The following is a 24,491-nucleotide window of genomic DNA, read 5'->3' as shown; positions in this document are numbered from 1 at the left end:
TGTTCGGCGATCGTCGCCACGGTTGTCTCCTTTCTCCGGGCGGGTGTCTCAGGCTGCTTCGGCGGCGGCCAGCCGGACCTCGGCGAACCCGCGGTGCCCGCGGTGGGTGAAGGCGTAGTAGCAGGCTCCGACCGCCGTGGTCGCGGCGATGAACAGGACCGCGGACCAGCGCAGCCACCAGGTGTGCCCGGTGGTGTCGTAGACCGCGGTCCTGGGCCACAACAGGTTCACGACCATCGCGGCCTGATAGAGGACCGCCACCGCGTTGAGCACGACGCCCCACCGCCCGAGGGTGAAGACCGGCTGGCCGTCCTCGTCCAGGTCCCCGGACCGCGCGGCGGTCCAGCCGGACAGACGCCGGTACAGCAGCGGTCCGGTGACGCCGAGGTAGGCGAGGTAGAGCATGGCGATGCACAGGCTGGACAACGCCGTGAACAGCGCGGTCTGGCCGATGTTGACCAGCAGCGCGGCGACGGCGCCGAGGCCGACGACCAGGCCGGCCACGACCGGCGTCCCGGTCCTGGGCGACACGCGCGCCAGGATTTTCGAGCCGGGCAGCGCCTCTTCGCGCGCCATCGAGTACACCATGCGCGACCCGGCGGTCTGGCAGGCGAGCGTGCAGGCGAACACCGCGACGGCGACCGTGCACAGCAGCAGCCGGCCCACCACCGCACCGAACCGCTGCTCGACCACCCAGGCCAGGCCCTGCGAGGCGAGGTGGCCGTCGGTCAGGCTCGGCGCGGCGATCAGCCCGGCGAGAATCAGCAGACCTCCGCCGAGGCCCGAGACGAGCACCGCGCGCACGATCGTGCGGGGCGTGGTGCGGCGCGGCGCGTGCGTCTCCTCGGACAGCTCGCCGGCGGCGTCGAAGCCCACCAGCACGTAGGCGGCCATGAGGGCCGAGGCGAGCCAGGCGAACGCGTAGGACCCGGAGAAGGTCGCGCCGGTGTGGTGGAACACCACGGTCGCGGACCGCTTCGGCAGGAAGAACAGCAGCGCCACCAACGCCGTGACCCCGACGATCTCCACACCGACCCCGACGCTGGTGACGATCGCCATGACGCGCACGCGTAGGACCGTCACCGCCGTCGTGACGGCCAGCATCGCGCAGCCCAGCACCACGGCGTTCTCAGCACCGGTGCCGGACGTGGGCGTCGGGTCGGCGTGCGAGCCCCCGACTATTTGGAAGCCGGCCCAGATGCTCGGCAGCACCGCCTGCACCGCGACGGCGGCCACGGCGACGGTGAGGATCTGCCCGATGATCATCGTCCATCCGGTGAGCCAGCCGAAGGACTTCCCGGCCAGCCGGCTCGACCACTGGAACACGGCTCCGGACACCGGCCACCACCCGGCCAGCTGCGCGAAGTTCAGCGCGACGAGCATCTGCCCGGCGAAGACCAGCGGCCAGGTCCAGAAGAACGCCGCGCCCCCGAACCCGAAGCCGAGCCCGAACAACTGGAAGACGGTCGTCAGTATCGAGACGAAGGAGAAACCGGCGGCGAAAGACGAGAAGGTCCCGACACCCCGGCGCAGCTCCTGGCGGTAGCCCAGGACGGCCAGGGCGCCCACCTCCTCGGCGGTGGAATCAGTGGCGGGACCGGTGCGGTCGGTGTGGGTGGCGCCGGTGGCGTCGGCGTGGGTGGTGCCGGTGGCGTCGGTGCGCTGTGCGGGAGGGGGCACGTTCAGCTGCTGCTTCATGGCTGACCTCGGCAACTCGGACGGGACGGGCGTCCCCGCTTTTCTGTCGATTGACAGGTATCGATACGGTGCGGTCGGGCCGTCACGGTCCTGTGTCACGTCAATGGCGCGTGTGTTAAGTCCTGCGCATCCACCGGCAGGCTCGCCAAGAACTGGGCTTGTCCATGGTCTGAGCCGGGCACAGCGACGATCAGGCCACGAAGATCCTCGGGGCGGAACGCCGACTGTTCCATCCTCAGAAGCACCGGCGAAACATCCGCGCAATCCCGTATAGCTATAACTACTTACGAACCTTTCGGGTCGAAGTGCGCCGTTTCCCACCGTCGTGGAACGGCCGAACCGCCGATCGGTCGCAGCGCGATCGCGATCGTGTCGATGAGATGAGAGGCGTTTGGCTGTGGGGATGACGACAGGGCGTGCCGCGGACTTTCTGGTGGTCGCGAATCGGCTGCCGGTTGATGTGGAACAACTTGAGGACGGGACTCAACGGTGGCGTTCGAGTCCTGGTGGTCTGGTCAGTGCGTTGGAGCCGTTTCTGCGCGACCGTAAGGGCGCCTGGGTCGGATGGTCCGGTCAGGCCGATCTGGATGTGGCATCCTTCGACGACGACGGCTTGGTGATGCATCCGGTGCGCCTGTCCGCTGCCGAGGTGCGGGACCACTACGAGGGTTTCTCCAACGCCACGCTCTGGCCGCTGTATCACGATGTCGTGGTGCGGCCGGTGTTCGAGCGGGCTTGGTGGGACAGCCATGTCGCGGTGAACCGGCGTTTCGCCGATGCCGCTGCCGCCGCGGCGGCGCCGGGGGCGACGGTATGGGTGCAGGACTACCAGCTCCAACTGGTTCCGGCCATGTTGCGGGAGCAGCGTCCTGATCTACGGATCGGGTTCTTCCTGCACATCCCGTTTCCGCCGGTCGAGCTGTTCATGCAGCTGCCATGGCGCAGCGAGATCGTCCGGGGACTGCTGGGCGCCGACGTGGTCGGCTTCCAGATGCCAGGCGGGGCGCAGAACTTCCTGTGGCTGACCCGCAAACTACTGGGCCTGGAACCGTCGAAGGCGGCGGTGCATGTCCGGAGCCACCCCGGGTCCGTCCCGTACGACGGCCGGCAGGTCAAGGTCGGAGCCTTCCCGATCTCCATCGATACCGCGGCCTTCGACGAACTCTCCCGGCAGTCCCGCACTGTCGAGCGTGCCCAGCAGATCCGTACGGACTTGGGGAATCCGCGCCGATTGTTGTTGGGAGTGGACCGGCTCGATTACACCAAGGGCATCGACGTACGGCTGCGGGCCTTGCGCGAGCTGCTGGTCACGCGCCAGGTGGACCCGGAGTCGGTGGCCATGGTCCAGCTGGCGACTCCGAGCCGGGAGCGCGTCGATCAGTACAAGGCGATGCGGCGCAGCATCGAGGAGCAGGTGGGGCGACTCAACGGCGAGTTCGGCCGGGTCGGCCGCCCGATCGTCCATTACCTGCACCAGCCGGTGGACCGCGAGGAGCTTGTCGCGCTGTATTGCGCGGCCGACGTCATGGTGGTCACACCCCTGCGAGACGGGATGAACCTGGTGTGCAAGGAGTACGTCGCCACCCGGCACGACCTCGACGGAGCATTGGTGTTGTCCGAGTTCGCGGGAGCGGCGGCCGAGCTGACCGACGCCTTCCTGGTGAACCCGCACGACCTGAACAGCGTCGCACACGCCCTGGAACGAGCGCTGACCATGGACCCAACCGAGGAGCGGTCACGGATGCGGGCCATGCACCGCCAGGTGATGACGCACGACGTGAGCCGGTGGGCGCAATCCTTCCTCGACTTCCTAGAGCCCACTCCGATGCCGTCGACGAACACGACGACACCAGCGCTCGACGTGACGACGTTGATCAGGCCGACGCCCTTGACCGCAGCGGCGACGCCACAGTAGGACGCCGCCGGAATATCTCAGTGCCGGCGGCGATAGCCCGTCCCTCACCCTCGCGGCGGCGGACCGGTGCTCGCGCGGACGAGCAGCCGGGCCGTGCTCTGCTGGAAGGAGCGCGGTGGGCCGCCTTCGATCATCTCCAGCAGGACGCGGGCGGTGTTCCTGCCGTAGGCCTGGATGTCCCAGGACAGGGCTGTGAGTCCGGGGCGTACCAGGACGCACAGTTGGGAGTCGTCGCCGGCGGCTATCGAGAGGTCTCCGGGTACTGAGATGCCCATCTCCTGGGCCACGTTGAGGGCGGCCACCGCCATGACGTCGTTGTCGTAGAGGATGGCGGTGGGGCGGTCGCGGCGGGACAGGAGGGTGCGGGTTGCTTGGGCTCCTTCTTCGGCGCTGTAGTCGGTTTCGATGATGGGTGGTTCGGGGAGGCCTTGGCGGGCCATGGCTTCGCGGAAGGCCACGATGCGGAGCTGGGTGTGTTCCAAGGTCGGAAGGCCTGCGACGCGGGCTATGGTGCGGTGGCCTAGGGCTACCAGGTAGTCGACTGATGCGTCGACTGCGGCTGCTTCGTCCTTCCAGACGGTGCCGAGGCGGGTGGTGGGGGCGTCGGGGCGGGGCTGGCTGGCGAGGACGGCGGGGATGCGCAGTTCGGTCAGGACCGGGATGCGGGTGTCCTCGGTCCACAGGTCGGTGACCACGATGCCGTCGATGCGGCGCTCGGCCCAGGCCAGGCGCATCGCCTCGATGGCGGCGTCGTGGTCCTCGACCACTTGCAGGAGCAGGGCGACGCGTTGTTCGGACAGTTCGCGCTCCAGACCTGCGATGAAGCGCATGTAGAACGGTTCGACGCCGAGGGTGTCGGCGGTGCGGGCGATGATCAGGCCGACGCTGTGTGCCCGGGCGCCTGACAGCGATCTGGCGGCCAGGCTCGGCCGCCAGCCCAACTCGTCGGCGATCTCCAGGATGCGTTTGCGCGTCTGCTCGGACACGCCGGGGCGGCCGTTGAGCGCGTAGGACACGGCGCCGATCGACACGCCCGCGCGCGCCGCGATCTCGGCGATCGTCGCCCGCTTCGCCGGTCGGTTCACCGGCCGCCGCCGCGGACGTCGGCCACGCCGTCGCCGGTGACCAGCTGGTTCGCCGAGCGCAGGACCGCGGGATCGTCGAACGCGTCAGGGTCCACGAGCGCCGACGTGCGCACGTCGAACACCGCCTGCTCGCCGGGCAGCAACGTCACCAGGGCGTCGTCCACCTGCGCGTCGGCGGCGACCTGATCGGCCAGCAAAGCCAGGTCGCGGACATAGGTCTCGGCAATCACCGTGACACGGTATCCGGTCGCGACGCGCTCCACCCGGGTGCGCAGCCGCGCCTCGGGCAGCGCGGCGTCCACGTCCTCCCGGAACGGGCTGAGCGTCCGGTCCGCGCCGAGCCCGGCGGCGATGAGCTCGCGCGCCGGATCGTCGGGTTCGGTGATCCGCGGCGGCAACACCCACGCCGCCACGCCGCGCGCCGCCACCTCGACGCTCACCATCTGGCTGGCCAGCGCCGTCCCGTCGATGTCGAACCGCGTCACCGGCACCTCGGCGCGCCACGGCTCGCCGCTGTCGTTGACCGCGACGAGCGTCAGGCCGTCCGGTCGCGGCTGGATCGTCAGCAACCGGTCCCGGAACGCGCGCCGCAGCGCGAACCACAGCGGTTTGCGGCGTCCGTCGCCGTCCACGGCGGACCAGGAGACGACCGGCCACACGTCGTTGAGCTGCCACACCACGGCGCCCATGCAGCGCGGGGTCAGCGAGCGCAGATGCTCCACGCCGAACGCCACGGCGCGCGCCTGGTTCAGCGACGCGGCCCAGTGCCAGTCCTCGAACGTGGCCGGCGCCGGCAGGTGCCCGGCCAGGCCGCGGGCGAGTTTGCCGTCGCCGTCGTCGGCCTTCTGGTGGACGAGCATGGCGGCCGAGCCGACACGCAGCGGCCGGTCGTGGACGGCTCGTGTCAGGGTACTGAGGGTCGGCGGGCCCTGGAAGCCGAATTCTGAGGCGAAGCGCGGGGTGTGGTCGCGGTAGCGGGTGTAGTCGAGCTCGTTCCAGACGTCCCACATGTGCATCGTGCCGTGGTCGGGATCGTTGGGGTGGAGCGCGGGATCCGGAGAGTAGGGCGATCCGGGGACGTAGGGTCGGGTCGGATCGAGCTCGCGAACGATGTCGGGGAGGATCTGGCTGTAGTACTGCCATCCCCAGCTGCGGCCGTCCAGTTCTTCCTGCCAGCCCCAGTCGTGGTAGCCCCAGACGTTCTCGTTGCCGCCGTTCCACAACGCCAGCGACGGATGCGGGCTCAGCCGGGTCACGGCTTCGCAGGCTTCTGCGATGATCTCGCTGCGCAGTGGCTCTTCTTCGGAGTAGGCGGCGCACGCAAGGAGGAAGTCCTGCCAGACCAGCAGACCGAGTTCGTCGCAGAGGTCGTAGAAGGCGTCGCTTTCGTAGATGCCCCCGCCCCAGACGCGGATCAGGTTGACGTTGGCCTCGCGCGCCTGGATGAGGCGTTGCTCGTAAAGCTCTGGTCCGACACGGGAGGGGAAACAGTCCCCTGGCACCCAGTTGACACCGCGTGCGAAGACCGGCTGGCCGTTGACCACCAAGGTGAAGGGCGTTCCGTGCTCATCCGGCGTGGTGTCGAGTTCGACCGTGCGGAATCCGATCCGGCCGTGCCACGCATCGAGGACGACGTCATCGCCGAGCAACCGAACCCCGATGTCATACAGAGGCTGTTCGCCGTACCCGTGCGGCCACCACTTCTTCGCCAGGGGCACCCGAACCTCGGCGAACGCCGAACGCAGCCCGGCGGGAACATCCACAGAACTCAGCACGTCCCCGACCGACACCTCCATCCGCAGCGGTTCCGCCGACTCGGGCGCCCACCGCAGATCTACGAACACTGACACGACCCCGGTGTCGCCATCGAGCGCGACCAACGGCCGCACGGCATCGATTCCGGCCTGCCGCCAGGACTCCAGATACAGCGGCCGCCAGATCCCGGCGGTCATGATCTCCGGTCCCCAGTCCCATCCGTAGTCGCTGGCCATCTTGCGAATCGCGTTGTAGGGGTGCCGGTTGACGTGCGGCCGCGCGCCGAGTTCCTTCTCGGCCTGTTCGGCGGCGGTCAAGGCGCCGGTGAACGTCACGGCGAGCGTGTTCGTACCCTGATGAAGCAGGTCCGAGACGGGGATGCGGTAGCTCCGGTGCATGTTGCGGGTCTCGGCGACGACGGCTCCGTTGAGCTCGACGACCGCCACGGTGTCGAGCCCGAGCGCGACCAGATCCGTGGAATCGTTGGGGCCGTCCCAGCCGAACGTCGTCTCGTACCGCCAGTCCACGCGCCCGATCCAGCCCAACAGCTTCTCGTTCTCGTCCAGGTACGGATCGGGGATGAGCCCGGCGGCAAGCAGGTCCAGGTGCACGCACCCCGGGACGGTCGCCGGCACGGACACCCCGGCCAGTTCCGGCGGCACGTCGCCGCCGACCGCACGCAGCGTCCAGCCGGCGGTGAGCTCGGTGCGGCTCGTGAGGGTCGGGGTCATTTCATCGCCCCGCGGGTGAAACCGTTGTAGATGAAGCGCTGCAAGAACAAGAACACCACCAGGGTAGGAATGATCACGAGAACGGCCCCGGCGCAGATGATCTCCCAGTGCGCGCCGTAGGGACCCTTGAAGTAGTACAGCGAGGTGGAGATGACCCCGAGGTCGGGCGAGGGCATGTACAGGAACGGCGTGTAGAAGTCGTTGTAGATGACCACGCCCTTGACGATCACCACCGTGGCGATCGCCGGTTTCAGCAGCGGCAGGATCACCTGGAAGTAGATCCGCACCGGCGAGGCGCCGTCGATACGCGCGGCCTCGTCCAGCGAGATCGGGATGGACCGCATGAACTGCAGGAAGATCATGATCGAGACGATGTCGGTGCCCGTGTAGAGCGCGATCGGCGCCCAGCGGGTGTCGAAGATGCCGAAGGAGTTGATGATCTGGAACGTCGCGACCTGCGTGGTGACGCCGGGCACCAGCGCGGCGAGCAGGAACAGCCCGATGGTCAGCCGCCGCAGCCGGAAGCGGTAGCGGTCGATCGCGTAGGCCGTCATCGACCCGATCAGGACCGTGCCGCTGACGGCGAACACCAGGATGAACGCGGTGTTCCCGAACGCCCGGAGCATGTGCCCCTGGGTGAAGGCGATCTGGAAGTTGTGCAGGTTGAACCAGTCGTGCGGCGGCTTCAGCGGTCCGCCGTTCTGGGACTCGGCCTCGGTCTTGAACGCCGCCATGAACACGACCACCAGCGGCAACAGCGTCACGACGGAGGCGGCGACCAACGACGCGTACTTGCCGGTGACCGCGGCGCGCGCGCCCGCGCTCATGTGAGATCGACCCCCTCGTCGGGCACCAGCAGCCGCTGGACCCAGGTGACGACCAGCACGATGCCCAGCAGCACCACCGCCGCGGCGGAGGCCAGGCCGACCTTGTTGAACTGGAAGGCCAGTTTCACGGTCTGGATGACGAAGGTCGTGGTGCCTCCGGCGCCGCCGGTCATGATGTACGGGATCTCGAAGACGGACAGCGAGCCGGACACCACCAGGATCGCCGCGAGGCTGACGACCGGCCGGATGCCCGGCAGGATCAGGTACCGGACCTGGTGCCAGCGGTTGGCGCCGTCCAGGTCGGCGGCCTCGTAGATGTCGCCGGGGATGGACTGGATCGCGCCGAGGAAGAGCACGAAGTTCAGTCCGAGGTAGCGCCACAGCGACACCCCGGCCAGCGACCAGTTGGCCAGTTTCGGGTCGCCCAGCCACAGGTGCTGGCTGTGCACCCCGGCCAGGCGCAGTACCGAGTCCAGAGTTCCGCCGGGCTGGAAGAAGTACAGGAACACAAAGCCGATCGCGACGCCGTTGATCAGGTAGGGGAAGAACAGCACGCCCTTGAAGAAGTTCTTGAACCGGACGTTGAAGCTGAGCACCGTCGCGAAGTACAGCGCCAGCACCATCTGCACGGCGCCGGAGGCCAGGTAGAACAGGCTCACGAAGAACACCCGGAACAGGTCGGGCCGGGTGAACAGCTCGGTGTAGTTCGCCGAGCCCACCAGGTGCCGGTCGGGGCTGAAGCCGTCCCAGTCGGTGAAGCTGTAGTAGAGCATGTTCGCGATCGGCGTGTAGGTGAACGTCGCCAGCAAAACGAGCGGGACAGCCAGGAACAGCCACGGCGTCGCGCGCGTGAGCAGTCCGCGCCGAGGCCGGCGCGCGTTTCGCGGCCGGCCCGCCGCCGGCAAGGGGATCCGGTCGTCGAGGCCCGCCGGAGCCTCGACGACGTCGTGTCGGTCGGTCATCTCAGATCAGGACCCGGCGGCGGTCTTCACGGCTGCCGCCCATTTCTTGTCCAGGTCGGCGAAATAACCGTCCAGACTCCCGCCGGCGGCGCCGCGCGCCAAGTCCACGATGTGCTGCCGGTAGTCCGGCTTCTGCAGACCGATCTCGGAATCGTTGTCGATGGTGGAGATCTGCGTGTTGGCGTTCTGCGCGAGCTCGATGAACTGCACGCCGGCACTCTGGTACGCGGCCAGCTCCGGCGGCATCGCCCCGGTCTTCAACGTCGGGAGCAGACCCTGGTCCTGAGCGTAGGTGCACTTGTCGACAAACCAGTCGACCCAGGCGCGCGCCGCGGCCTTGTGCTGGGAGTGGATGCTCACGGCCTCCATGTAGTCCGGCGAGACCACGGAGCAGAAGTGTCCGCCGACCTGCGTCGGGTAGGGCATGAAGCCGATGCTGGCGGGGTCGGCGCCGGCGGTCTTGGCGGCCAGCTGCATCTGGGAGACCGCCCAGGAGGCCAGCGCCAGCGTGCCGATCTTGCCCGAGCCCATGCCGCTCTTGGCGGCGTCCCAGGCCGTCGTCGTCGGGTCCTTCTCAGTGAGCTGATTGTGGACGACGTTGTAGAGCATCGTGTCGATCTGGTTGAGCTCCTTGCCCGGACCCCAGGGCGCGGCGTCGGTGGCGAGGTCGTCGGAGGCCTTGGGATCGCAGCTGAGCTCGCCGAGGTAGGACTGCCAGGCGGTCATCGGCCAGCCCTCGTGGTAGACCGTGTAGAGCGGGGTGGCCTGGGTCTTGGTCTTGATCGCCTGCAGGTCGGCGAGGAACTGGTCGGGCGTGGTGGGCCAGCTGGTGACGCCGGCCTGCTGCCACACCGTCTTGTTGTAGACCATGCCGGTGGCGTTGCCGTTGATGGCTATGCCGTACACCTGGCCGCTGTACGTGCCGTGGTCGATGAAGCGGTACTTCTGGTCCAGGTCGGCGGGGGTGCCGAGCGGGGCGAAGAACTTGGGGTAGTCCGCGACCGGGACCGAGGCCGGGATCATCAGCACATCGCCGTAGTCGCTGCTGTTGAGGCGGATCTTCACGTCGCCTTCGTAGTCGACGACGGGTTCGAACTTGACGTGCACGTTCGGATAGATCTTGTTGAACTCCGCGGCGTAGCGGGCCAGGGTGCCGTCGGCGGCGAGGTCGGTCTTGTGAGTCAGGACCGTGATGTCGCCGCTCACGCCGGCCGGGTCGGTGGCGGTGGCGGCGGCGCTGCCGCCGGTGCCGTGGGCGCCGCCGGAGCAGGCGGCCAGAGCCAGGGCGCAGGCCGTGATCACGGCGGCCAGGACCGTTGTTCGCTTCCTCATGTGCCATCTCCGGAATCATTGATCGTTGAGGGGTTGTGACCGCCGTCTCTTATACGTTTAAGGTTCAGAGACGAAGCAGCGGTCGACTCCGATGGCGAGGAACGTAGGCGTCAGCTGCGCAGAGCGTCAAGAACCTCAGAGGTCACCGAAACCTTTTCGTTACCTACGGGTCCTGATGAGCTTAAGTGTTTAAGCGTTTTGACGGCCGCCGAACGCTGGAGCGCTCCGAGGGAACGCTCCAGCGCCGACGCCGTTTGTGGCTCGGTAGGGGTCGGGAATCAGGGCTTTTGGGTGAGCAGATGCGCTTGGTATCCCTGGCCGTAGGTGGCGGTGGGTGTGCCGCTCCAGTCGGTGATCAGGTCGTTGCCGTTGCTGTTGCAGACGCCCCAGGGGTTCCACGTCCACGCCGAGTAGCCGACGCCGTTGGCGTCCGCCCAGGCCATCACCTGGTCGATGTAGTCGTGGTTGCAGTTGTTCTGGCCGATCTCGCCGGCCTGGACCGGCACCTTCGCGGCCACGGCGCCGATAGTGGAGTTCCAGCAGGAGGTGGTGATGCAGCCGTTGAAGTTGTAGGAGTGCCAGGAGGCGACCAGGTTGCCGGTGGGATCCTTCGGCTCGTAGGCCAGCCACTGGCTCAGGTCGTTGGTCCAGGTCAGGCCGCCGGTCATGACGACGTTGGTGGCACCGGTGGCGCGGACCGCGTCGACCAGCGATTGCATGCCGGCGACCGGGTAGGTGATGCCGGTGCAGGTTCCGCCGTCGCGCAGGCACGTCCAGGCCTCGGTGGCGTTGGAGAAGTTGTTCGCGGCGTCCGGATAGGGCTCGTTGAACAGGTCGAAGAGCACTGCGTTGTCACCCTTGAACGCGGTGGCGACCTGCTTCCAGAACGTCGGGGTGTACTGCGCGTCCGGCATCGGCTTCTGGCACGCGGCCAGCGCGTCGGCGCACGCCGAGCTCGGGCCGGTGTACTGGCCGTAGGTCCAGTGCAGGTCCAGGATCACGTTGATGCCGTTGGCCACCAACAGATCGGTGTAGTCCTTGACCGCCTTCTGATACGCGGCGCCGACGGTACCGCCCGCGGGGACGTCGCTGTTGCCCAGCCAGCACTCCTCGTTCAGCGGGATGCGCACAACGTGGATGTTCCAGGTCTTCATCGCATCGATCGTGGCCTGGTCCGCCGGCCCGTCCCACATGCCCTTGCCCTGGACGCAGGCGAACTCGCCGCTGGAGCGGTTGACGCCCAGGAGACGGTAGGTCGCGCCGGCCGAGGTGACCAGGTGGTTTCCGGAGACGTGAAGCTGCGGGGCGGGCGTCCCCGGCGGCGGGCTGCTCGGCGGCGTGCTCGGCGTGCTGCTCGGCGAGGTTGAGGGCGAGGTGCTGGGGGTGGACGTCGGAGGCGGCGAGCCGGGCCCGCCGCACAGGACTCCGTTGACGGTGAACGCCGTCGGGGCGGCGTTCGCACCGCTGTAGGTGAAGTTCGCCGCCGGGGTGACGGTGCCGTTGGTGGCCACGGCGCCGTTCCACGACATGCTCGTGACCGTCACGGCCTTGCCGGACTGGGTCCAGGACCCGTTCCAGCCCGAGGACAGCGTCTGGTTCCCGGCGTAGGAGTAGCCGAGAGTCCAGCTCGTCCACGGCGCACCGAGGTTCGTGATGCTGACGTTCGTGCTGAAGCCACTGCCCCAGTCATTGGCCACCGAGTACAAAACCTGACACTGCGTCGCCCCGGCCGCCTGCGCGGCTCGCGGAAGCGCCACCACAGCCCCGGCGCCCGCGATAGTGATCACCGCGACCGCGGCCACGGCCGAAACCGCCCGGCTGCGGGCAGATCTGAAGAGGGAGAACGGATGTCGCATACGCCGCTCCTGACAATGAGGATGGATGTCGCGGCGAAACGTAGACACCGTGCCAACGGGCAACAAGGGCACGTAGCCAGGCCCGTCGGGAACGCACTGGTCCGGACTGAAGTGGCGGTCCGGAGGCGGTGAAAGTTCCAGGGAATCAAGGCTCGGATCCCCTTAAGCACTTAACCTTTAAGCTCAGGGGTCGTCGTCGGATCGGACGTGGATGCGGGAGTTAAGCGCATAAGGCTTTGCCCGCTGTCTAGCCCAATGATTGAGCGGACCGCGCGGGAACTCGCGCGGTCCGCTCGTGGGCTTGGTCAGTGCCCGGTGTCGCTCATGAACTGCTTGGTGTATTGCAGCGGGGTCGTGCTGGGGACGGAGTTGCAGGTGGGGGACGCGTAGGAGCTTGAGCAGGGGGTGTCTCGGTCCAGTGACCAGTAGTGAAGGCCGGCCAGGCCGTTGCTGACGGCGTAGGACGACAGGGTGTTGACGTCGGCGACGGTGAAGATCTCGCTGGTGGCGTCGTTCATGCCGATCATCGGGGTGACGGCGATCTTGCTGGCCGGGATTGCGTAGGTGTGCTCGAGGTTCTTCACCGCCTGGATCGCCGACTGGGCCATCTGGCAGGTGCCGCCGGAGACGACGCACACGCTGCTGGAGGCGCTGCCGTAGTCCATGGTCATCAGGTTGATGACGTAGTGGTTCAGGCTGGAGCCGCGGACGGCCTGCACGACCGTGTTGCCGAGGGAGTTCACTCCGCCGTAGCTGCCGTCGGAGGCCCCGAGGGTGGCCAGGGTGAAGGAGAACTGCAGGTTCGGGTACTGCGACTGGGCTCCGACCGCGGAGGCGACGAGGTTCTGGATGTCCGACGCGCTCTGGCCGCCTTCGATGTCGAAGTCGATGCCGACCAGGTTCGAGCTGGCGTAGCGGGCGATGAAGGACTTCATGCCGGACGCCGAGGCGCAGGTGAAACTGCCGGCGGCGCCGCCGGTCGACACGACGTAGTTCAGGTTGGCGGCGTGCAGTTGGGCCACGTTCTCCGAGGCGAAGTTGGCAGCCGGGACGCCGCCCCAGGTCTCGCTGCCGCAGGAGCCGGTGGCGAACGCCAGGGTGATCGCGGGCAGCTTCGGAACGTACTGCGACACCAGGCTTCCGGAACCGACTACCGGTATGACGGACCCGGTCACCGCCGACTGCATCTGGTAGGTGTTCCAGTTCATGTTGACGGTGACGTCCTTGTACGGGCTGAGCAGCAGGCCGCTCACCCCGCCCGTTCCGCCACCGGTGCCGCCGGTTCCGCCGCCGGTGCCACCGCCTGTGCCGCCTGTGCCGCCGCCGGTACCGCCGGTGCACGCGCCGTTGGACGTCCACGGTTGTCCGGTGCCGGATCCGCCGTTGTTGGTCGCCGGGTCGTTGCCCTGCGTCCACCAGTTGGCGGTGTAGTTGGTCCCGTTCTCGCTGGCCTGCTGGCCGCCGGTGTAGACCGTGGCGGCACTCCACGGCGCGGCGCACGTGGCGGCCTGTGCACTGGGAGCCGCAGCCACCGCGAGGACGGCCGCGCCGGCTGCCAGCGCGAACGCCGAGCCGGCTGTCAGTGCTGCGCGAAGGTTCCGTTTTCCGATCCGCATGAGCCCTCCAAAGTGGGGAGAGGTGCTGGGGGATTGCGCATCTCGCCGAACCGTGGGGTGGCCCGGTGTCCACTTTGTACGTGCGGGGAGAAGATTGGTCAAGACCATTCACAAGATTGGTTCAGACCAGTGTGAGTGGGCCGGTTCGACGTCGTGCGCAGAATAATGAATCAGGGTTCTTACTACTGGCGCATCCCAACCAGCGCCGCGCAGGGAAAGCTGCCGAGCTCGCGCCACGTCGCCACCGGGCGCGAGCTCGGCCGTCCTGTTCCCCTCCGCCCCGTCGGGCTCCGTCAGCCCTGTCAGGCCATCGGCACCAAGGTGAACGACTGGGCGGTGTCTCCCGCCGTGCACGTCCACTGCTGGATCCGTGTGCCGTTCGCCGTGCCGCGGTTGGTCACGTCCAGGCACTCCGTGCCGCTGTTCCGTGCCGTGAACGTGTACGCGCTGCCGGATTGCGTGGGCAGCCATTGCTGATTCGTCCCGCTGCCGTTGGTCCACAGCTCGATCGGCGTGCCGTCGGCGGTCGCGCCCTGGCCGCCGGTCACGTCCCAGGACTCGTTGGGCGCGTTGCGGTTGACCACCTGGTAGTAGCCGTTACTCGTCGCGTGGAACTGCCATTCCTGGTTGGCCTGGCCGCCGCTGCCGCAGGCCCACTGCTGCACGGCCGTGCCGTCCGCGGTCCCCCAACCGGCGGCGTCGAGGCACAGGCCGCTGTTGCTGTTCACGACCTCGTACCACTTCGTCGGGTCGATGCTGCCGGTCCCGCCGCCACCGCCGGAGGTCAGCTGCGGCCAGGTGAACGTCGCGACCGCCCGAGCGGGCAGCGTGTAGGTGAACGACTGGCCGTTCTCCGAGACGTTGAAGGTGTGTGAGTTGCCGGTGTCCGCGTTGAGCACAACCAGGGCGTTGGAGCCGTCGGGGTTGCGGAAGGCGACGTCCTCGAGGTTCCCCGAGCCGAAGGTGTTCGAGTCGATCCGGACGGCGCCGGGCTTCACGAACTTGCTCGCCTGGCCGAGCACGTAGTACTCGGCGTTGTAGGAGGCGGTCCCGGCGTTGTTGTCGACGGTCACCGCCGCGGTGCACGTGGTGCAGTTCATGCTCGGGCCGCCGCTCGGGTTCAGGGCGACGTTCCAGGTCGCGACCGTCTTGGCCCAGTTCCGGGTGGCGCCGATGATCAGGTTCTCGGTCTGCCAGTCCAGGCTGTCGGCGAAGGTGTTCGCGGGGTTCGAGGACTGCGAGCCGGAGCACTCGGTGAAGTACGTGTCCTTGCCCGGGTAGGCGTTGTGGACCGTGCTCTGGGCGCTGGGGTCGCCGGAGTAGCAGTGCCATGCGGTGCCGGCCGTGTACTGCGACGCCGTGGAGTTGCCAAGGATCGTCTCGGGGAACGAGGGGTCGTTCCAGTTGTGGTCGTAGCCGATGATCTTCGTGCTCAACCCCGAGGGCGCCAGCGCCGGACCCAGATTGCTGCCGATGAGGCTGGTCTCCTGGGCGCTGGTGAAGGTCGAGCCGGGGTAGTTCGACGGGGAGTATTCCGGCTCGTTCTGCGGGGTCAACAGCGCGACCGGGACGCCGGCTGCCTGGTAGGCCTGGGCGAATTTGATGAGGTAGTTGGCGTAGACCTGGTAGTTCGAGGCGTTCAGCGAGCCGCCGACCATCGAGCCGCTGGACTTCATCCAGCCCGGCGGACTCCACGGCGTGCCCATGACGGTCAGCGCGGGATTGAGCTGCAACGCTTGCTTCAGCACCGGGATGATGTAGGCGTTGTCGTGGCTGATCGAGAAGTGCGCGAGCGTCGGGTCGGTCTGGCCCGAAGGCATGTCGTCGTAGCTGTACTGCGACAGCGAGAAGTCGGACGCCCCGATGGGCTGGCGCAGGAAGCTCAGTCCGATGCCTTGGTTCGGGTCGAACAGCTTCGTCATGATCGCCGAGCGCTGCGGCGAGTTCGCCACCAGCCACGCCGAGGAGTCGGTGAACGACGCGCCGAAGCCGGTCATGCTCTGGTAGGCGGTCCCGGGGTTGACCGTGATGGTCTGGCTCGCCGAGCCGCCCCCGGCGTTGAACGCCGTGCCGGCCTGGGGACTGAGCAACTGGCTCCGGTCCGCGGTGGTCTCCCAGACCGACACCGCTGTTGCGGCCGTCGCGGCGGCGGCGGGCCGCGGCGCGACGAGGGCGCCGGCCGCGCCGGCGACAAGAGCGACGGCTCCCAAGGAAGCTGCCAGGGGTCTGCTGTGCCTGCTGCTGAACATCTCCGTCTGTTCCTCCTTCACCCCCGTGCTGTAACAAATGAAACAGCTATGTAACAGCCGTTGCCAAGGAGGAAAGCAGGGACCTGACGCCGCGTCAATGCCCGGAGCCGGTTCCGCAACAAGAGTGCGCCCGGTGAATGATGAAACAGAGGTGTTACATGCGCGTCGCCGCGCGGCGGGCGCCGGGCTGTTCGGCGGGCCGACCTGCGCCTACCGCCCCGAGCGCACCGCGCCCGTGGATCCCCGCACCACCAGCTCCGTGGCCAGCTCCACGTGCAAAGCGTCCACCGGCTGCCGGTCGATCAGCCGGATCAGCAGGCTGACGGCCATCCGCCCCATCTCCGCCAGCGGCTGGCGGACGGTCGTGAGCATCGGGCTGGCGGCCTGGGCCAGGTCGATGTCGTCGAATCCGGTGACCGACAGGTCCCGCGGGACCCGCAGCCGGCGATCGGCGGCGGCCGCCATCGCCCCGATCGCGGTCTTGTCGTTGAAGCAGACCACTGCCGTCGGCGGGTCGGGCAGGTCGAGCAGCTCTCCGGCGGCCCAGTGCCCGAGGCCGACGGTCGGCTCGACGGCGCGGATCAGCGTCCGGTCCGGCAGGATGCCGGCGTCGGCGAGCGCCGAGGTGTGCCCGGCCAGCCGGTCGCGGGCGGCCAGCCACTCCTCGGGACCCGCGATCACGCCGATCCGCCGGTGTCCGGCGGCGAGCAGGTGGTGGGTGGCGCTGCGGGCACCGGTCAGGTGCGCGGCCGAGACCGCGGCGACGTCGCGGGGCACCTCGCCGCGCGGGTCGACGACGACGAAGGGGAAGCCCTGGGCCCGCAGGGCTACCAGCTGCTCGTCGGGCTCGGGCGGCAGGATCATAATGGCGCCGGCGACCCCGCTGCGGCCGGCGAGCGTCGGCAGCACGGTGGCCGCCTGCGAGTTCTCGCCGGCGTCGAGGATCAGCGTGCGGTGAAAGGACTCCAGGCTCTCGGCGATCGAGGAGACGATCAGGCCGAAGTAGTCGGTCAGCGTGTAGGGACAGCGCAGGTAGATCGCGCCCGGCGCCTCGGGGTCGGGTGCGCTGGGCGTCCGCGCGCCGAACCGTTCGACCGTGCGCTGCACCAGTTCCCGGGTCGCCGGGGCGACGTTCGCGTGATCGTTGAGCACCCGGGACACGGTCGCGATCGACACCCCCGTGGCCGCGGCGATGTCCCGGACGGTCGCCCGCCGGACCGGCACCGCCTCAGCCATGCGTTACATCCCGTTTCACTCGCGCAGCATACCCATTTCCCGCAGCGCCGCGGCATCCCTTGACAGGGTGGCAGCGGGTTGGTTCGCTCGGAGCGTTGTTTCACAGTCGTTACATTTTGTTACATCCGGCGAGAGGACACACCCCATGCCTCGAAGACTCTCAGCACTGACTCTGATCGGCGGACTCCTCGTCGCGGCCGGCGCTATCGTCCCGGTCGCGTCCGCCGCCACCGGCCAGGGCGCCGGGCACGACACCGGGCGCGGGCCGAAGCCTGTCGCCGCGCACGTCTGGCTCACCACCCCCGACGGCGCGAACCGGCTCGCCGACGCCGGCACGGTCGCCTTCGGGACCGTGCCGGCCACCGTCCCGACCGTCGTGGTCGATCCGACTCTGACCTACCAGCGGATGCAGGGCTTCGGCGCGGCGATCACCGATTCCTCCGCGGCGGTGCTCTCGAACCTCTCCCCCGCGACGCGCACCGCCACCATGCGCTCGCTGTTCGACCCGGTGACCGGCGACGGCCTGGACTACCTGCGCCAGCCGATCGGCGGCTCGGACTTCGTCGCGAGCGCCGCCTACACCTACGACGACGTGCCCGCCGGACAGACGGACTACGCGCAGCGCGACTTCTCCATCGCGCACGACAAGGCGCAGATCATCCCGCTGCTGCGGCAGGCCAAGGCGATCAACCCCCGCCTGCAGATCGTCGCCACGCCGTGGAGCCCGCCGGCGTGGATGAAGACCGGCGGCTCGCTGACCGGCGGCCGGCTCATCGACGATCCGCGCGTCTATCAGGCCTACGCGCTGTACCTGCTGAAGTTCGTCGAGGCCTACCAGGCCGCCGGCGTCCCGGTCGACACCATCACGGTGCAGAACGAGCCGCAGAACCGGACTCCGTCGGGCTATCCGGGCACTGACATGCCCTCCTGGCAGGAGGAGAAGGTCATCGAGGACCTCGGCCCGATGCTGCGCCAGGCGCACCTGCACACGCAGATCCTCGCCTACGACCACAACTGGACCGAGCACCCGAACGACGTCGCCGCCACCCCGCCGGACGAGACCGCGGACATCGACGCCTACCCGCAGAACGTGCTGAACTCCCCGGCCGCCAGGTGGGTCTCCGGCGTCGCGTTCCACTGCTACAGCGGCGATCCCAGCGCGATGACCGCGTTCCACAACCAGTTCCCGGACAAGGCGATCTACTTCACCGAGTGCTCCGGCAACCAGTCGAGCGACCCCGCGAACACCTTCTCCGACACACTGAAATGGCACGCCAGGAACCTGACGATCGGCGCCACCCGCAACTGGGCCGAGACAGTAGTCAACTGGAACCTGGCACTGGACCCCAGCGGCGGCCCGCACGTCGGAGGCTGCGGCACCTGCACCGGCGTCGTCACCGTCAACCCGGACGGCACCGTCACGGACAATGCGGAGTACTACACCCTCGGACACCTGGCACGCTTCGTGAAGCCGGGAGCGCTGCGCATCGCCAGCACATCCTTCGGCACGACCGGCTGGAACGGCCAGATCATGGACGTCGCATTCCAGAACCCGGACGGCAGCACCGCACTCGTCGCCCACAACGAGAACGACAACCCCCAGACCTTCGCAGTCCAGGAGGGCGACCAGAACTTCACCTACACCCTGCCCGGCGGCGCCCTGGCCACCTTCACCTGGAACGCACACCTCCCCGGCAGCACCACCCTGCGCCAACTCGACCCCACCGGCTGGCACGCCTCCGCGAACCCCCCAGGCCCGACCGACCCCTGCTGCTCCGCCGACGTAGCGGCCAACGCCACAGACGCCGACGCCAGCACCCGCTACTCCTCAGGCACAGCCCAGGCAGCAGGCCAGTACCTGCAGGTCAACTTCGGCAAGGCCGTCACCGCACGCCGCGTCGTATTCGACACCGGCGCCTCCACCGGCGACTACCCGCGCGGCTACAGCGTGAGCACCAGCAGGGACGGCGTCTCATGGACGACGGCTACCGTGTCGGGGGTTGGCAGCGGCCAGTTCACGACGGTGGATCTGACCGGCGCGCCGATCCGGTACGTCCGTCTAACGCTTACTGCGGCTAACGGAAGCTGGTGGAGCGTCGCCGATGTGCGCGCGTACACCGGCGGAGGGTGGTCGGGCGACAAATAGGGGTCTGATCAGAAGGATCAGACAGCTGAGTTCTGAAGGTTTTCGCTGAGCACAGCACGCGCCGGGATGGTTGGTCGGTTGGTTTGTGAGTCAGTGGGCCCGACAATGTCGCCAGGCCCGGATCGGTGACCGCGGACTCACCGGCGCGCGCTGCGCGGAGCAGGCCGAGGGTCGCTGCTTCTGCCGTGGCGCTAGCATCATCAGCCAGGGCGGCGTGGATGATGGAGGAGAGCGATTGAGCGGCGACGAACGGAACCGCGTCCTCGCCGAGATCATCAGCAGCGACACCGTCGGCGGGATCCACCTGCAGCGGGTCGGGGAGATCCTCATCGCCCACGAGCGAGTGAATACGCAGGCCCTGCACCAAAAGGCAGGCGGCGCTTCTCCGAAGAGGCCTGCGATCGACATCGACGCCATCGAGCGCGCACTGGAGCTTGAGGACCGGTACTGCGAGGTCTGGCGTATGTGCCAGGAGCGTGGCCGCGAGTGGCGCCTGGCCGAAGGTTTGCACCTGCTGGAGCAGTCGCTTCGCGAGACTGCTGAACACCTCACCGGCATGGCCCTCAGGGACGCCTAGGTTCCCACCCGCGCTGACAGGGCTCGACAGATGCGTCAAGAGCCTGCGCGATCAGTTGGCATGTGCCCGAATTATCCAGTTCAGCGTGCTGAAACGCCTGCCTCGGGCTCTGGACACCGGGTTCGTGGCGCACTATACATACCCAACACAAGGGAACGTGCGATCACATAACTCATCAACTTTCTTCAGAACCAAGCTTCTTGGGCGGGTATGACGCATGAGACTTCGGGTGCACAGTGTGACGCGGCTTCGGCACGGCGGCCGGGTGGTGGCGGCGGCGACCGCTGTCATGGCTCTGATATTCGGGTCCGTCGCTGGGGCGCACGCGAGCCCGGTGCAGGGCAGAGATGTCGCGCAGAGCAGGGATGTCGCGGCCGCAACGGCGCCGGCTTCTGTGGGGACTGCTCATACGGTCACGTATGACGGGTACTCGTTCCTCGTTGACGGCAGTCGCACCTACCTGTGGTCTGGTGAGTTCCACTACTTCCGGCTGCCGAGTCCGAGTTTGTGGCTGGACATCTTCCAGAAGATGAAGGCGGCTGGGTTCAATGCCACGTCGCTGTACTTCGACTGGGGCTACCACTCGCCGGCGCCCGGGGTGTACGACTTCACCGGCGTGCGGGATGTCGATGAGTTGCTGGACATGGCGCAGCAGGCGGGCCTGTATGTGATCGCGCGGCCCGCGCCGTACATCAACGCCGAGGTGGACGGTGGCGGGCTGCCGGCTTGGCTCGGTACGAAGGACGTGAAGAACCGGACCGACGACCCGGCTTTCCTGTCCTACGCCGATCAGTGGCTCACCCAGATCGACGCGATCCTCGCGCGGCATCAGCTCACCAATGGCACCGGTAGCGTGATCGCATATCAGGTCGAGAACGAGTACTACAACGGTTCGGCGACCGGCCGCGCCTACATGCAGCACCTTGAGGACAAGGCTCGCGCCGACGGCATCACCGTGCCGCTGACCGGCAACAACAACGGGACGTTCGGCAGCGGGACCGGTGCGCTGGACGTCGACGGTCCCGACTCCTACCCGCAGGGCTTCAACTGCTCGAATCCGAGCGCGTGGAACGGTGTTCCCGACATCAGCTACGACCACCCGGCCGGCAAGCCGCTGTACACCCCGGAGTTCCAGGGCGGCGCCTTCGACCCCTGGGGCGGCCCGGGCTACGACAAGTGCGCCCAGCTGATCAACGATCAGTTCGCTGATGTCTTCTACAAAAACAACATCGCCGTCGGCGCGACCGCGCAGAGCTTCTACATGACCTACGGCGGCACCAACTGGGGCTGGCTCGGCGAGCCCGAGAACTACACCTCCTACGACTACGGCGCGGCGATCCGGGAGACCCGGCAGCTCGATCCGAAGTACTCCGAGGACAAACTGATCGGCGACGCGCTGGCCTCGATGCCGGACCTGACCAAGACCGACCCGATCCAGACCACCGCGCCGGACGACGCCGCGATCGTCGACACCGCGCGGCGCAACCCCGACACCGGCGCGCAGTTCCATGTACTGCGGCACTCGGACTCGACCTCGACCGCGGTGGACAACACCCACATCGCCGTTGATTTCAACGCGCTTCCGGCCGGGAACTACACCTACGACGACGTCGATCCGGTCCTGCAGTACACCGGCGCCTGGTCGCACGTCGCCAACCAGAGCTACACCGGCAGCGACTTCAAGAACACTGAGTCGTTCTCCAACACCGCCAACGACTCACTGACGGTTCCGTTCACCGGCACCGCGATCCGGTGGATCGGCTCGAAGACCAACAACCACGGCTATGCCGACGTCTACCTCGACGGCGTCAAGCAGACCACCGTCGACTGCTCCGGCAGCCAGAGCCAGGCGGTGCTCTACCAGGCGAGCGGCCTGACCGCCGGACCGCACACCCTCAAGATCGTCGTGGACGGCACCCACGCCTCCGGCTCGACCGACAACTTCGTGTCCGTGGACGCCGTCGACCTGCCGCCCGCCGGAAGCGGAGCCGGCCCGACGTATCCGAGCGTCCCCCAGGAACCGGGCACCGCGATCACCCTCAACGGGCGCGAATCGGACCTGCTGGTCGCGGACACCAAGATCGGCGACTCGCGGTTGCAGTACTCGACCTCGCAGCTGATGACCTCGCAGACGATCGGTAGCCGTGACGTCGCAGTGTTCTACGGCGACAAGGGCACCGACGGCGAAACGGTCCTGCGGTACGCGAGCCGGCCGACCGTCCAGAGCACCGACGGCGCCGTCAAGGTGACCTGGGACGCCGCCAGCGGCGACCTGCGGCTGAACTACCAGCACTCCGGCCTGACCCGGGTGACCATCACCGGCAGCGGCTCGCGTCCGCTGCTGCTCCTGCTCGCCGACAAGCCGACCGCCGAGACGTTCTGGACGCAGAACACTGCCACGGGTCCGGTTCTCGTGCGCGGTACCCATCTGTTGCGGACCGCCGCGAGTGCTGACGGTGGCAGGGTCCTGAATCTGACCGGCGACAACGGCACCGACCCCGGTATCGAGGTCTTCACCTCCGCCACGTCGGTGACCTGGAACGGCCATGCGGTGCACGCCAAGGGCTCCGCCACCGGAAGCCTCGTCGGCACGGTATCCACCGCGGCGGCGATCACTCTGCCCGCGCTCACCGACTGGAAGTACCAGGCTGAGTCGCCGGAGGCACAGTCAGGCTTCGACGACTCGACCTGGACGGTCGCGGACAAGACGAGCACCAACAGCGTCACCGGTGTCGGTTCGCTACCGGTTCTCTACGCCGACGACTACGGCTTCCACACCGGCAGCACCTGGTACCGCGGCAGGTTCCGCTCCTCCCCCACGGCCACCGGCATCCACCTGGTCTCTGATTCGGGCGGAGGCGCGCAGGCCTTCTCGGTCTGGCTGAACGGGACATTCCTGGGCAGCTCCACCAACGGCAGCGGCGACTTCACCTTCCCGGCCGGATCGCTGAAGCAGAGCGGGGACAACATCGTCTCGGTGCTCACCGTGAACATGGGTCACGAAGAGGACTACAACTCCACCAACAACAGCACCTCTGCGCGTGGGCTCACCAGTGCCTCGCTCGTCGGAGCTCCGCTGACGTCGGTGACCTGGCGGTTGCAGGGCGTCCGCGGCGGCGAGCAGGAGATCGACCCGGTGCGCGGTCCGCTGTCGACCGGCGGTCTGTACGGCGAGCGCGCCGGCTGGCCGCTGCCCGGCTTCGACGACTCGGCGTGGAAGCCGGTGAGCCTTCCGGCCCACGACACGACCCCGGGCGTCGCCTGGTACCGCACGACCGCGAACCTGAACCTGCCGAAGGGTCAGGACACCTCGCTCGGTCTCACCATCACCGACGATCCGTCGAAGAAGTATCGCGCGGAGCTGTACGTCAACGGCTGGATGGTCGGCAACTACGTCAACTACCTCGGCCCGCAGCACAGCTTCCCGATCCCCAACGGGATCCTGAAGACCGACGGGAGCAACACGATCGCGATCGCGGTGTGGAACCTGGACGGCAGCACCGGCGGCCTCGGCACGGTCTCGCTCACCGACTACGGCAGCTACGCGTCCTCGCTCAAGGTGGATACGGTCGACAGTCCCCGGTACAACAAGGCCACGTACGCGATGCCCGCGGCGCCGGGCGTGAACGTGAACCTTCAGGTCCCTGACACCGCGCAAGCCGGGACCGCCTTCACCGCCACCGCGACCGTGTCGGTCCCGGCCGGTCGGGGACGCGCGAGCGGACTCACGCCCTCGCTGAGCCTTCCGCCCGGCTGGACCGCCAGCGCCCCGAGCCCGGCAACTATCAGCTCTGTGAAGGACGGACAGTCGGCGACGTTCACCTGGAGCGTGCAGCCATCAGCCGGCGCCCAACCTTCAGCCGCCGCGCTCACCGCGACGATCGGCTACACACAGCACGACAAACCCGGCACGGCGAAGGACGAGCGCGTCGTCGGCTACTACGTGCCGCCCGCAGCGGGTCAGGACAACATCAGCGACCTGGCATTCACCGCCGCGACCAACGGCTGGGGACCGGTCGAACGCGACATGAGCAACGGCGAGCAGGCCGCCGGCGACGGACACACCATCACCATCAACGGTGCGACCTCCGCCAAGGGCCTCGGCACGAACGCGACCAGCGACGTACGGATCTACCTCGGCGGCCACTGCACCACCTTCACCGCCTCGGTGGGCGTGGACGACGAGACCAACGGCGCCGGCACCGTCACCTTCAGCGTCCTCGCCGACGGCAGAACACTGACCACCACCCCCGTCATCGGCGGCCACCAGGCAGCCACGCAGCTGTCAGCCGACCTCACCGGCGCCCAGATGCTCGACCTGGTGGTCGGCGACGGCGGCGACGGCAACGCGCACGACCACGGGGACTGGGGAGGCGCGCAGATCACTTGCTCCTGAGGGCAGGGAGGGTCCGAGTTGCGATCCCCGGTCCAGAGATGGATCGGGGATCGCAAAAAGAGTGGTCCGGTCGCCCGTCGGCGCCGGACCTGCTCTTGTGTCCACACTCA

The 24,491-nt window shown here is 68.0% G+C and carries 14 protein-coding genes; 4 read left to right on the top strand and 10 right to left on the bottom strand.

What is annotated here, in order from left to right; translation table 11 throughout:
- Nucleotides 1–48: 48 nt before the first annotated feature.
- Nucleotides 49–1,698: an amino acid permease gene (locus tag CACI_RS18515; protein WP_015792356.1), complete on the bottom strand. Its 1,650-nt coding sequence runs from the start codon at nucleotides 1,696–1,698 to the stop codon at nucleotides 49–51.
- Between the two features lie 403 nt (nucleotides 1,699–2,101).
- On the opposite strand from CACI_RS18515, the gene CACI_RS18510 reads away from it, so the two are divergent.
- Entirely contained in the window at nucleotides 2,102–3,613 is a 1,512-nt protein-coding gene (locus CACI_RS18510; RefSeq protein WP_083795763.1) for an alpha,alpha-trehalose-phosphate synthase (UDP-forming), read from the top strand.
- 44 nt (nucleotides 3,614–3,657) lie between these two features.
- Here CACI_RS18510 and CACI_RS18505 read toward each other — a convergent pair whose 3' ends face one another.
- The 9 genes from CACI_RS18505 to CACI_RS18465 all read right to left on the bottom strand — a co-directional run bounded on the left by CACI_RS18505 (nucleotide 3,658) and on the right by CACI_RS18465 (nucleotide 17,262).
- Nucleotides 3,658–4,698, bottom strand: a complete 1,041-nt coding sequence (locus CACI_RS18505; RefSeq protein WP_015792354.1) for a LacI family DNA-binding transcriptional regulator — start codon at nucleotides 4,696–4,698, stop codon at nucleotides 3,658–3,660.
- A complete protein-coding gene (locus tag CACI_RS18500; protein ID WP_015792353.1) occupies nucleotides 4,695–7,184 on the bottom strand; it encodes a glycoside hydrolase family 2 protein in 2,490 nt (829 codons plus the stop codon). The genes CACI_RS18505 and CACI_RS18500 overlap by 4 nt, the downstream gene beginning before the upstream one ends.
- A complete protein-coding gene (locus CACI_RS18495; RefSeq protein WP_015792352.1) occupies nucleotides 7,181–8,011 on the bottom strand; it encodes a carbohydrate ABC transporter permease in 831 nt (276 codons plus the stop codon). Before CACI_RS18495 ends, CACI_RS18500 begins: the two co-directional genes overlap by 4 nt.
- Nucleotides 8,008–8,973: a carbohydrate ABC transporter permease gene (locus CACI_RS18490; RefSeq protein WP_015792351.1), complete on the bottom strand. Its 966-nt coding sequence runs from the start codon at nucleotides 8,971–8,973 to the stop codon at nucleotides 8,008–8,010. Before CACI_RS18490 ends, CACI_RS18495 begins: the two co-directional genes overlap by 4 nt.
- A 6-nt stretch (nucleotides 8,974–8,979) precedes the next feature.
- Nucleotides 8,980–10,305 (bottom strand): ABC transporter substrate-binding protein, encoded by a 1,326-nt coding sequence (locus tag CACI_RS18485; RefSeq protein WP_015792350.1) that lies wholly within the window; start codon nucleotides 10,303–10,305, stop codon nucleotides 8,980–8,982.
- 278 nt (nucleotides 10,306–10,583) lie between these two features.
- Nucleotides 10,584–12,161, bottom strand: a complete 1,578-nt coding sequence (locus CACI_RS18480; RefSeq protein ID WP_015792349.1) for a cellulase family glycosylhydrolase — start codon at nucleotides 12,159–12,161, stop codon at nucleotides 10,584–10,586.
- Nucleotides 12,162–12,466: 305 nt separating this feature from the next.
- Nucleotides 12,467–13,777 carry a carbohydrate-binding protein gene (locus CACI_RS18475; RefSeq protein WP_015792348.1) on the bottom strand — a complete coding sequence of 437 codons (1,311 nt, stop codon included), beginning with the start codon at nucleotides 13,775–13,777 and terminating at the stop codon, nucleotides 12,467–12,469.
- A gap of 302 nt (nucleotides 13,778–14,079) precedes the next feature.
- Entirely contained in the window at nucleotides 14,080–16,026 is a 1,947-nt protein-coding gene (locus tag CACI_RS18470) for an RICIN domain-containing protein (protein ID WP_015792347.1), read from the bottom strand.
- Between the two features lie 210 nt (nucleotides 16,027–16,236).
- The gene (locus CACI_RS18465) at nucleotides 16,237–17,262 is read right to left on the bottom strand and encodes a LacI family DNA-binding transcriptional regulator (protein WP_015792346.1); all 1,026 of its coding nucleotides are present in this window, start codon (nucleotides 17,260–17,262) and stop codon (nucleotides 16,237–16,239) included.
- Between the two features lie 145 nt (nucleotides 17,263–17,407).
- On the opposite strand from CACI_RS18465, the gene CACI_RS18460 reads away from it, so the two are divergent.
- The 3 genes from CACI_RS18460 to CACI_RS18450 all read left to right on the top strand — a co-directional run bounded on the left by CACI_RS18460 (nucleotide 17,408) and on the right by CACI_RS18450 (nucleotide 24,381).
- Complete coding sequence (locus CACI_RS18460) at nucleotides 17,408–19,408, top strand: glycoside hydrolase family 30 beta sandwich domain-containing protein (protein WP_015792345.1); 2,001 nt, start codon at nucleotides 17,408–17,410, stop codon at nucleotides 19,406–19,408.
- Between the two features lie 235 nt (nucleotides 19,409–19,643).
- Nucleotides 19,644–19,985, top strand: coding sequence for a hypothetical protein (locus CACI_RS18455; protein ID WP_015792344.1), 342 nt, complete (start codon nucleotides 19,644–19,646; stop codon nucleotides 19,983–19,985).
- 217 nt (nucleotides 19,986–20,202) lie between these two features.
- Nucleotides 20,203–24,381 (top strand): beta-galactosidase, encoded by a 4,179-nt coding sequence (locus CACI_RS18450; protein ID WP_015792343.1) that lies wholly within the window; start codon nucleotides 20,203–20,205, stop codon nucleotides 24,379–24,381.
- Nucleotides 24,382–24,491 lie beyond the last annotated feature (110 nt).

This window comes from Catenulispora acidiphila DSM 44928 (assembly GCF_000024025.1).
Taxonomy (GTDB): Bacteria; Actinomycetota; Actinomycetes; order Streptomycetales; family Catenulisporaceae; genus Catenulispora; species Catenulispora acidiphila.
This window is presented reverse-complemented; position numbering and strand designations above follow the sequence as displayed.

Bases quoted from the DNA above. Each gene is read 5' to 3' on its own strand.
- CACI_RS18515 (WP_015792356.1), bottom strand. From the start codon at position 1,698: ATGAAGCAGCAGCTGAACGTGCCCCCTCCCGCACAGCGCACCGACGCC.
- CACI_RS18510 (WP_083795763.1), top strand. From the start codon at position 2,102: ATGACGACAGGGCGTGCCGCGGACTTTCTGGTGGTCGCGAATCGGCTG.
- CACI_RS18500 (WP_015792353.1), bottom strand. From the start codon at position 7,184: ATGACCCCGACCCTCACGAGCCGCACCGAGCTCACCGCCGGCTGGACG.
- CACI_RS18495 (WP_015792352.1), bottom strand. From the start codon at position 8,011: ATGAGCGCGGGCGCGCGCGCCGCGGTCACCGGCAAGTACGCGTCGTTG.
- CACI_RS18490 (WP_015792351.1), bottom strand. From the start codon at position 8,973: ATGACCGACCGACACGACGTCGTCGAGGCTCCGGCGGGCCTCGACGAC.
- CACI_RS18485 (WP_015792350.1), bottom strand. From the start codon at position 10,305: ATGAGGAAGCGAACAACGGTCCTGGCCGCCGTGATCACGGCCTGCGCC.
- CACI_RS18480 (WP_015792349.1), bottom strand. From the start codon at position 12,161: ATGCGACATCCGTTCTCCCTCTTCAGATCTGCCCGCAGCCGGGCGGTT.
- CACI_RS18475 (WP_015792348.1), bottom strand. From the start codon at position 13,777: ATGCGGATCGGAAAACGGAACCTTCGCGCAGCACTGACAGCCGGCTCG.
- CACI_RS18470 (WP_015792347.1), bottom strand. From the start codon at position 16,026: ATGTTCAGCAGCAGGCACAGCAGACCCCTGGCAGCTTCCTTGGGAGCC.
- CACI_RS18465 (WP_015792346.1), bottom strand. From the start codon at position 17,262: ATGGCTGAGGCGGTGCCGGTCCGGCGGGCGACCGTCCGGGACATCGCC.
- CACI_RS18460 (WP_015792345.1), top strand. From the start codon at position 17,408: ATGCCTCGAAGACTCTCAGCACTGACTCTGATCGGCGGACTCCTCGTC.
- CACI_RS18450 (WP_015792343.1), top strand. From the start codon at position 20,203: ATGAGACTTCGGGTGCACAGTGTGACGCGGCTTCGGCACGGCGGCCGG.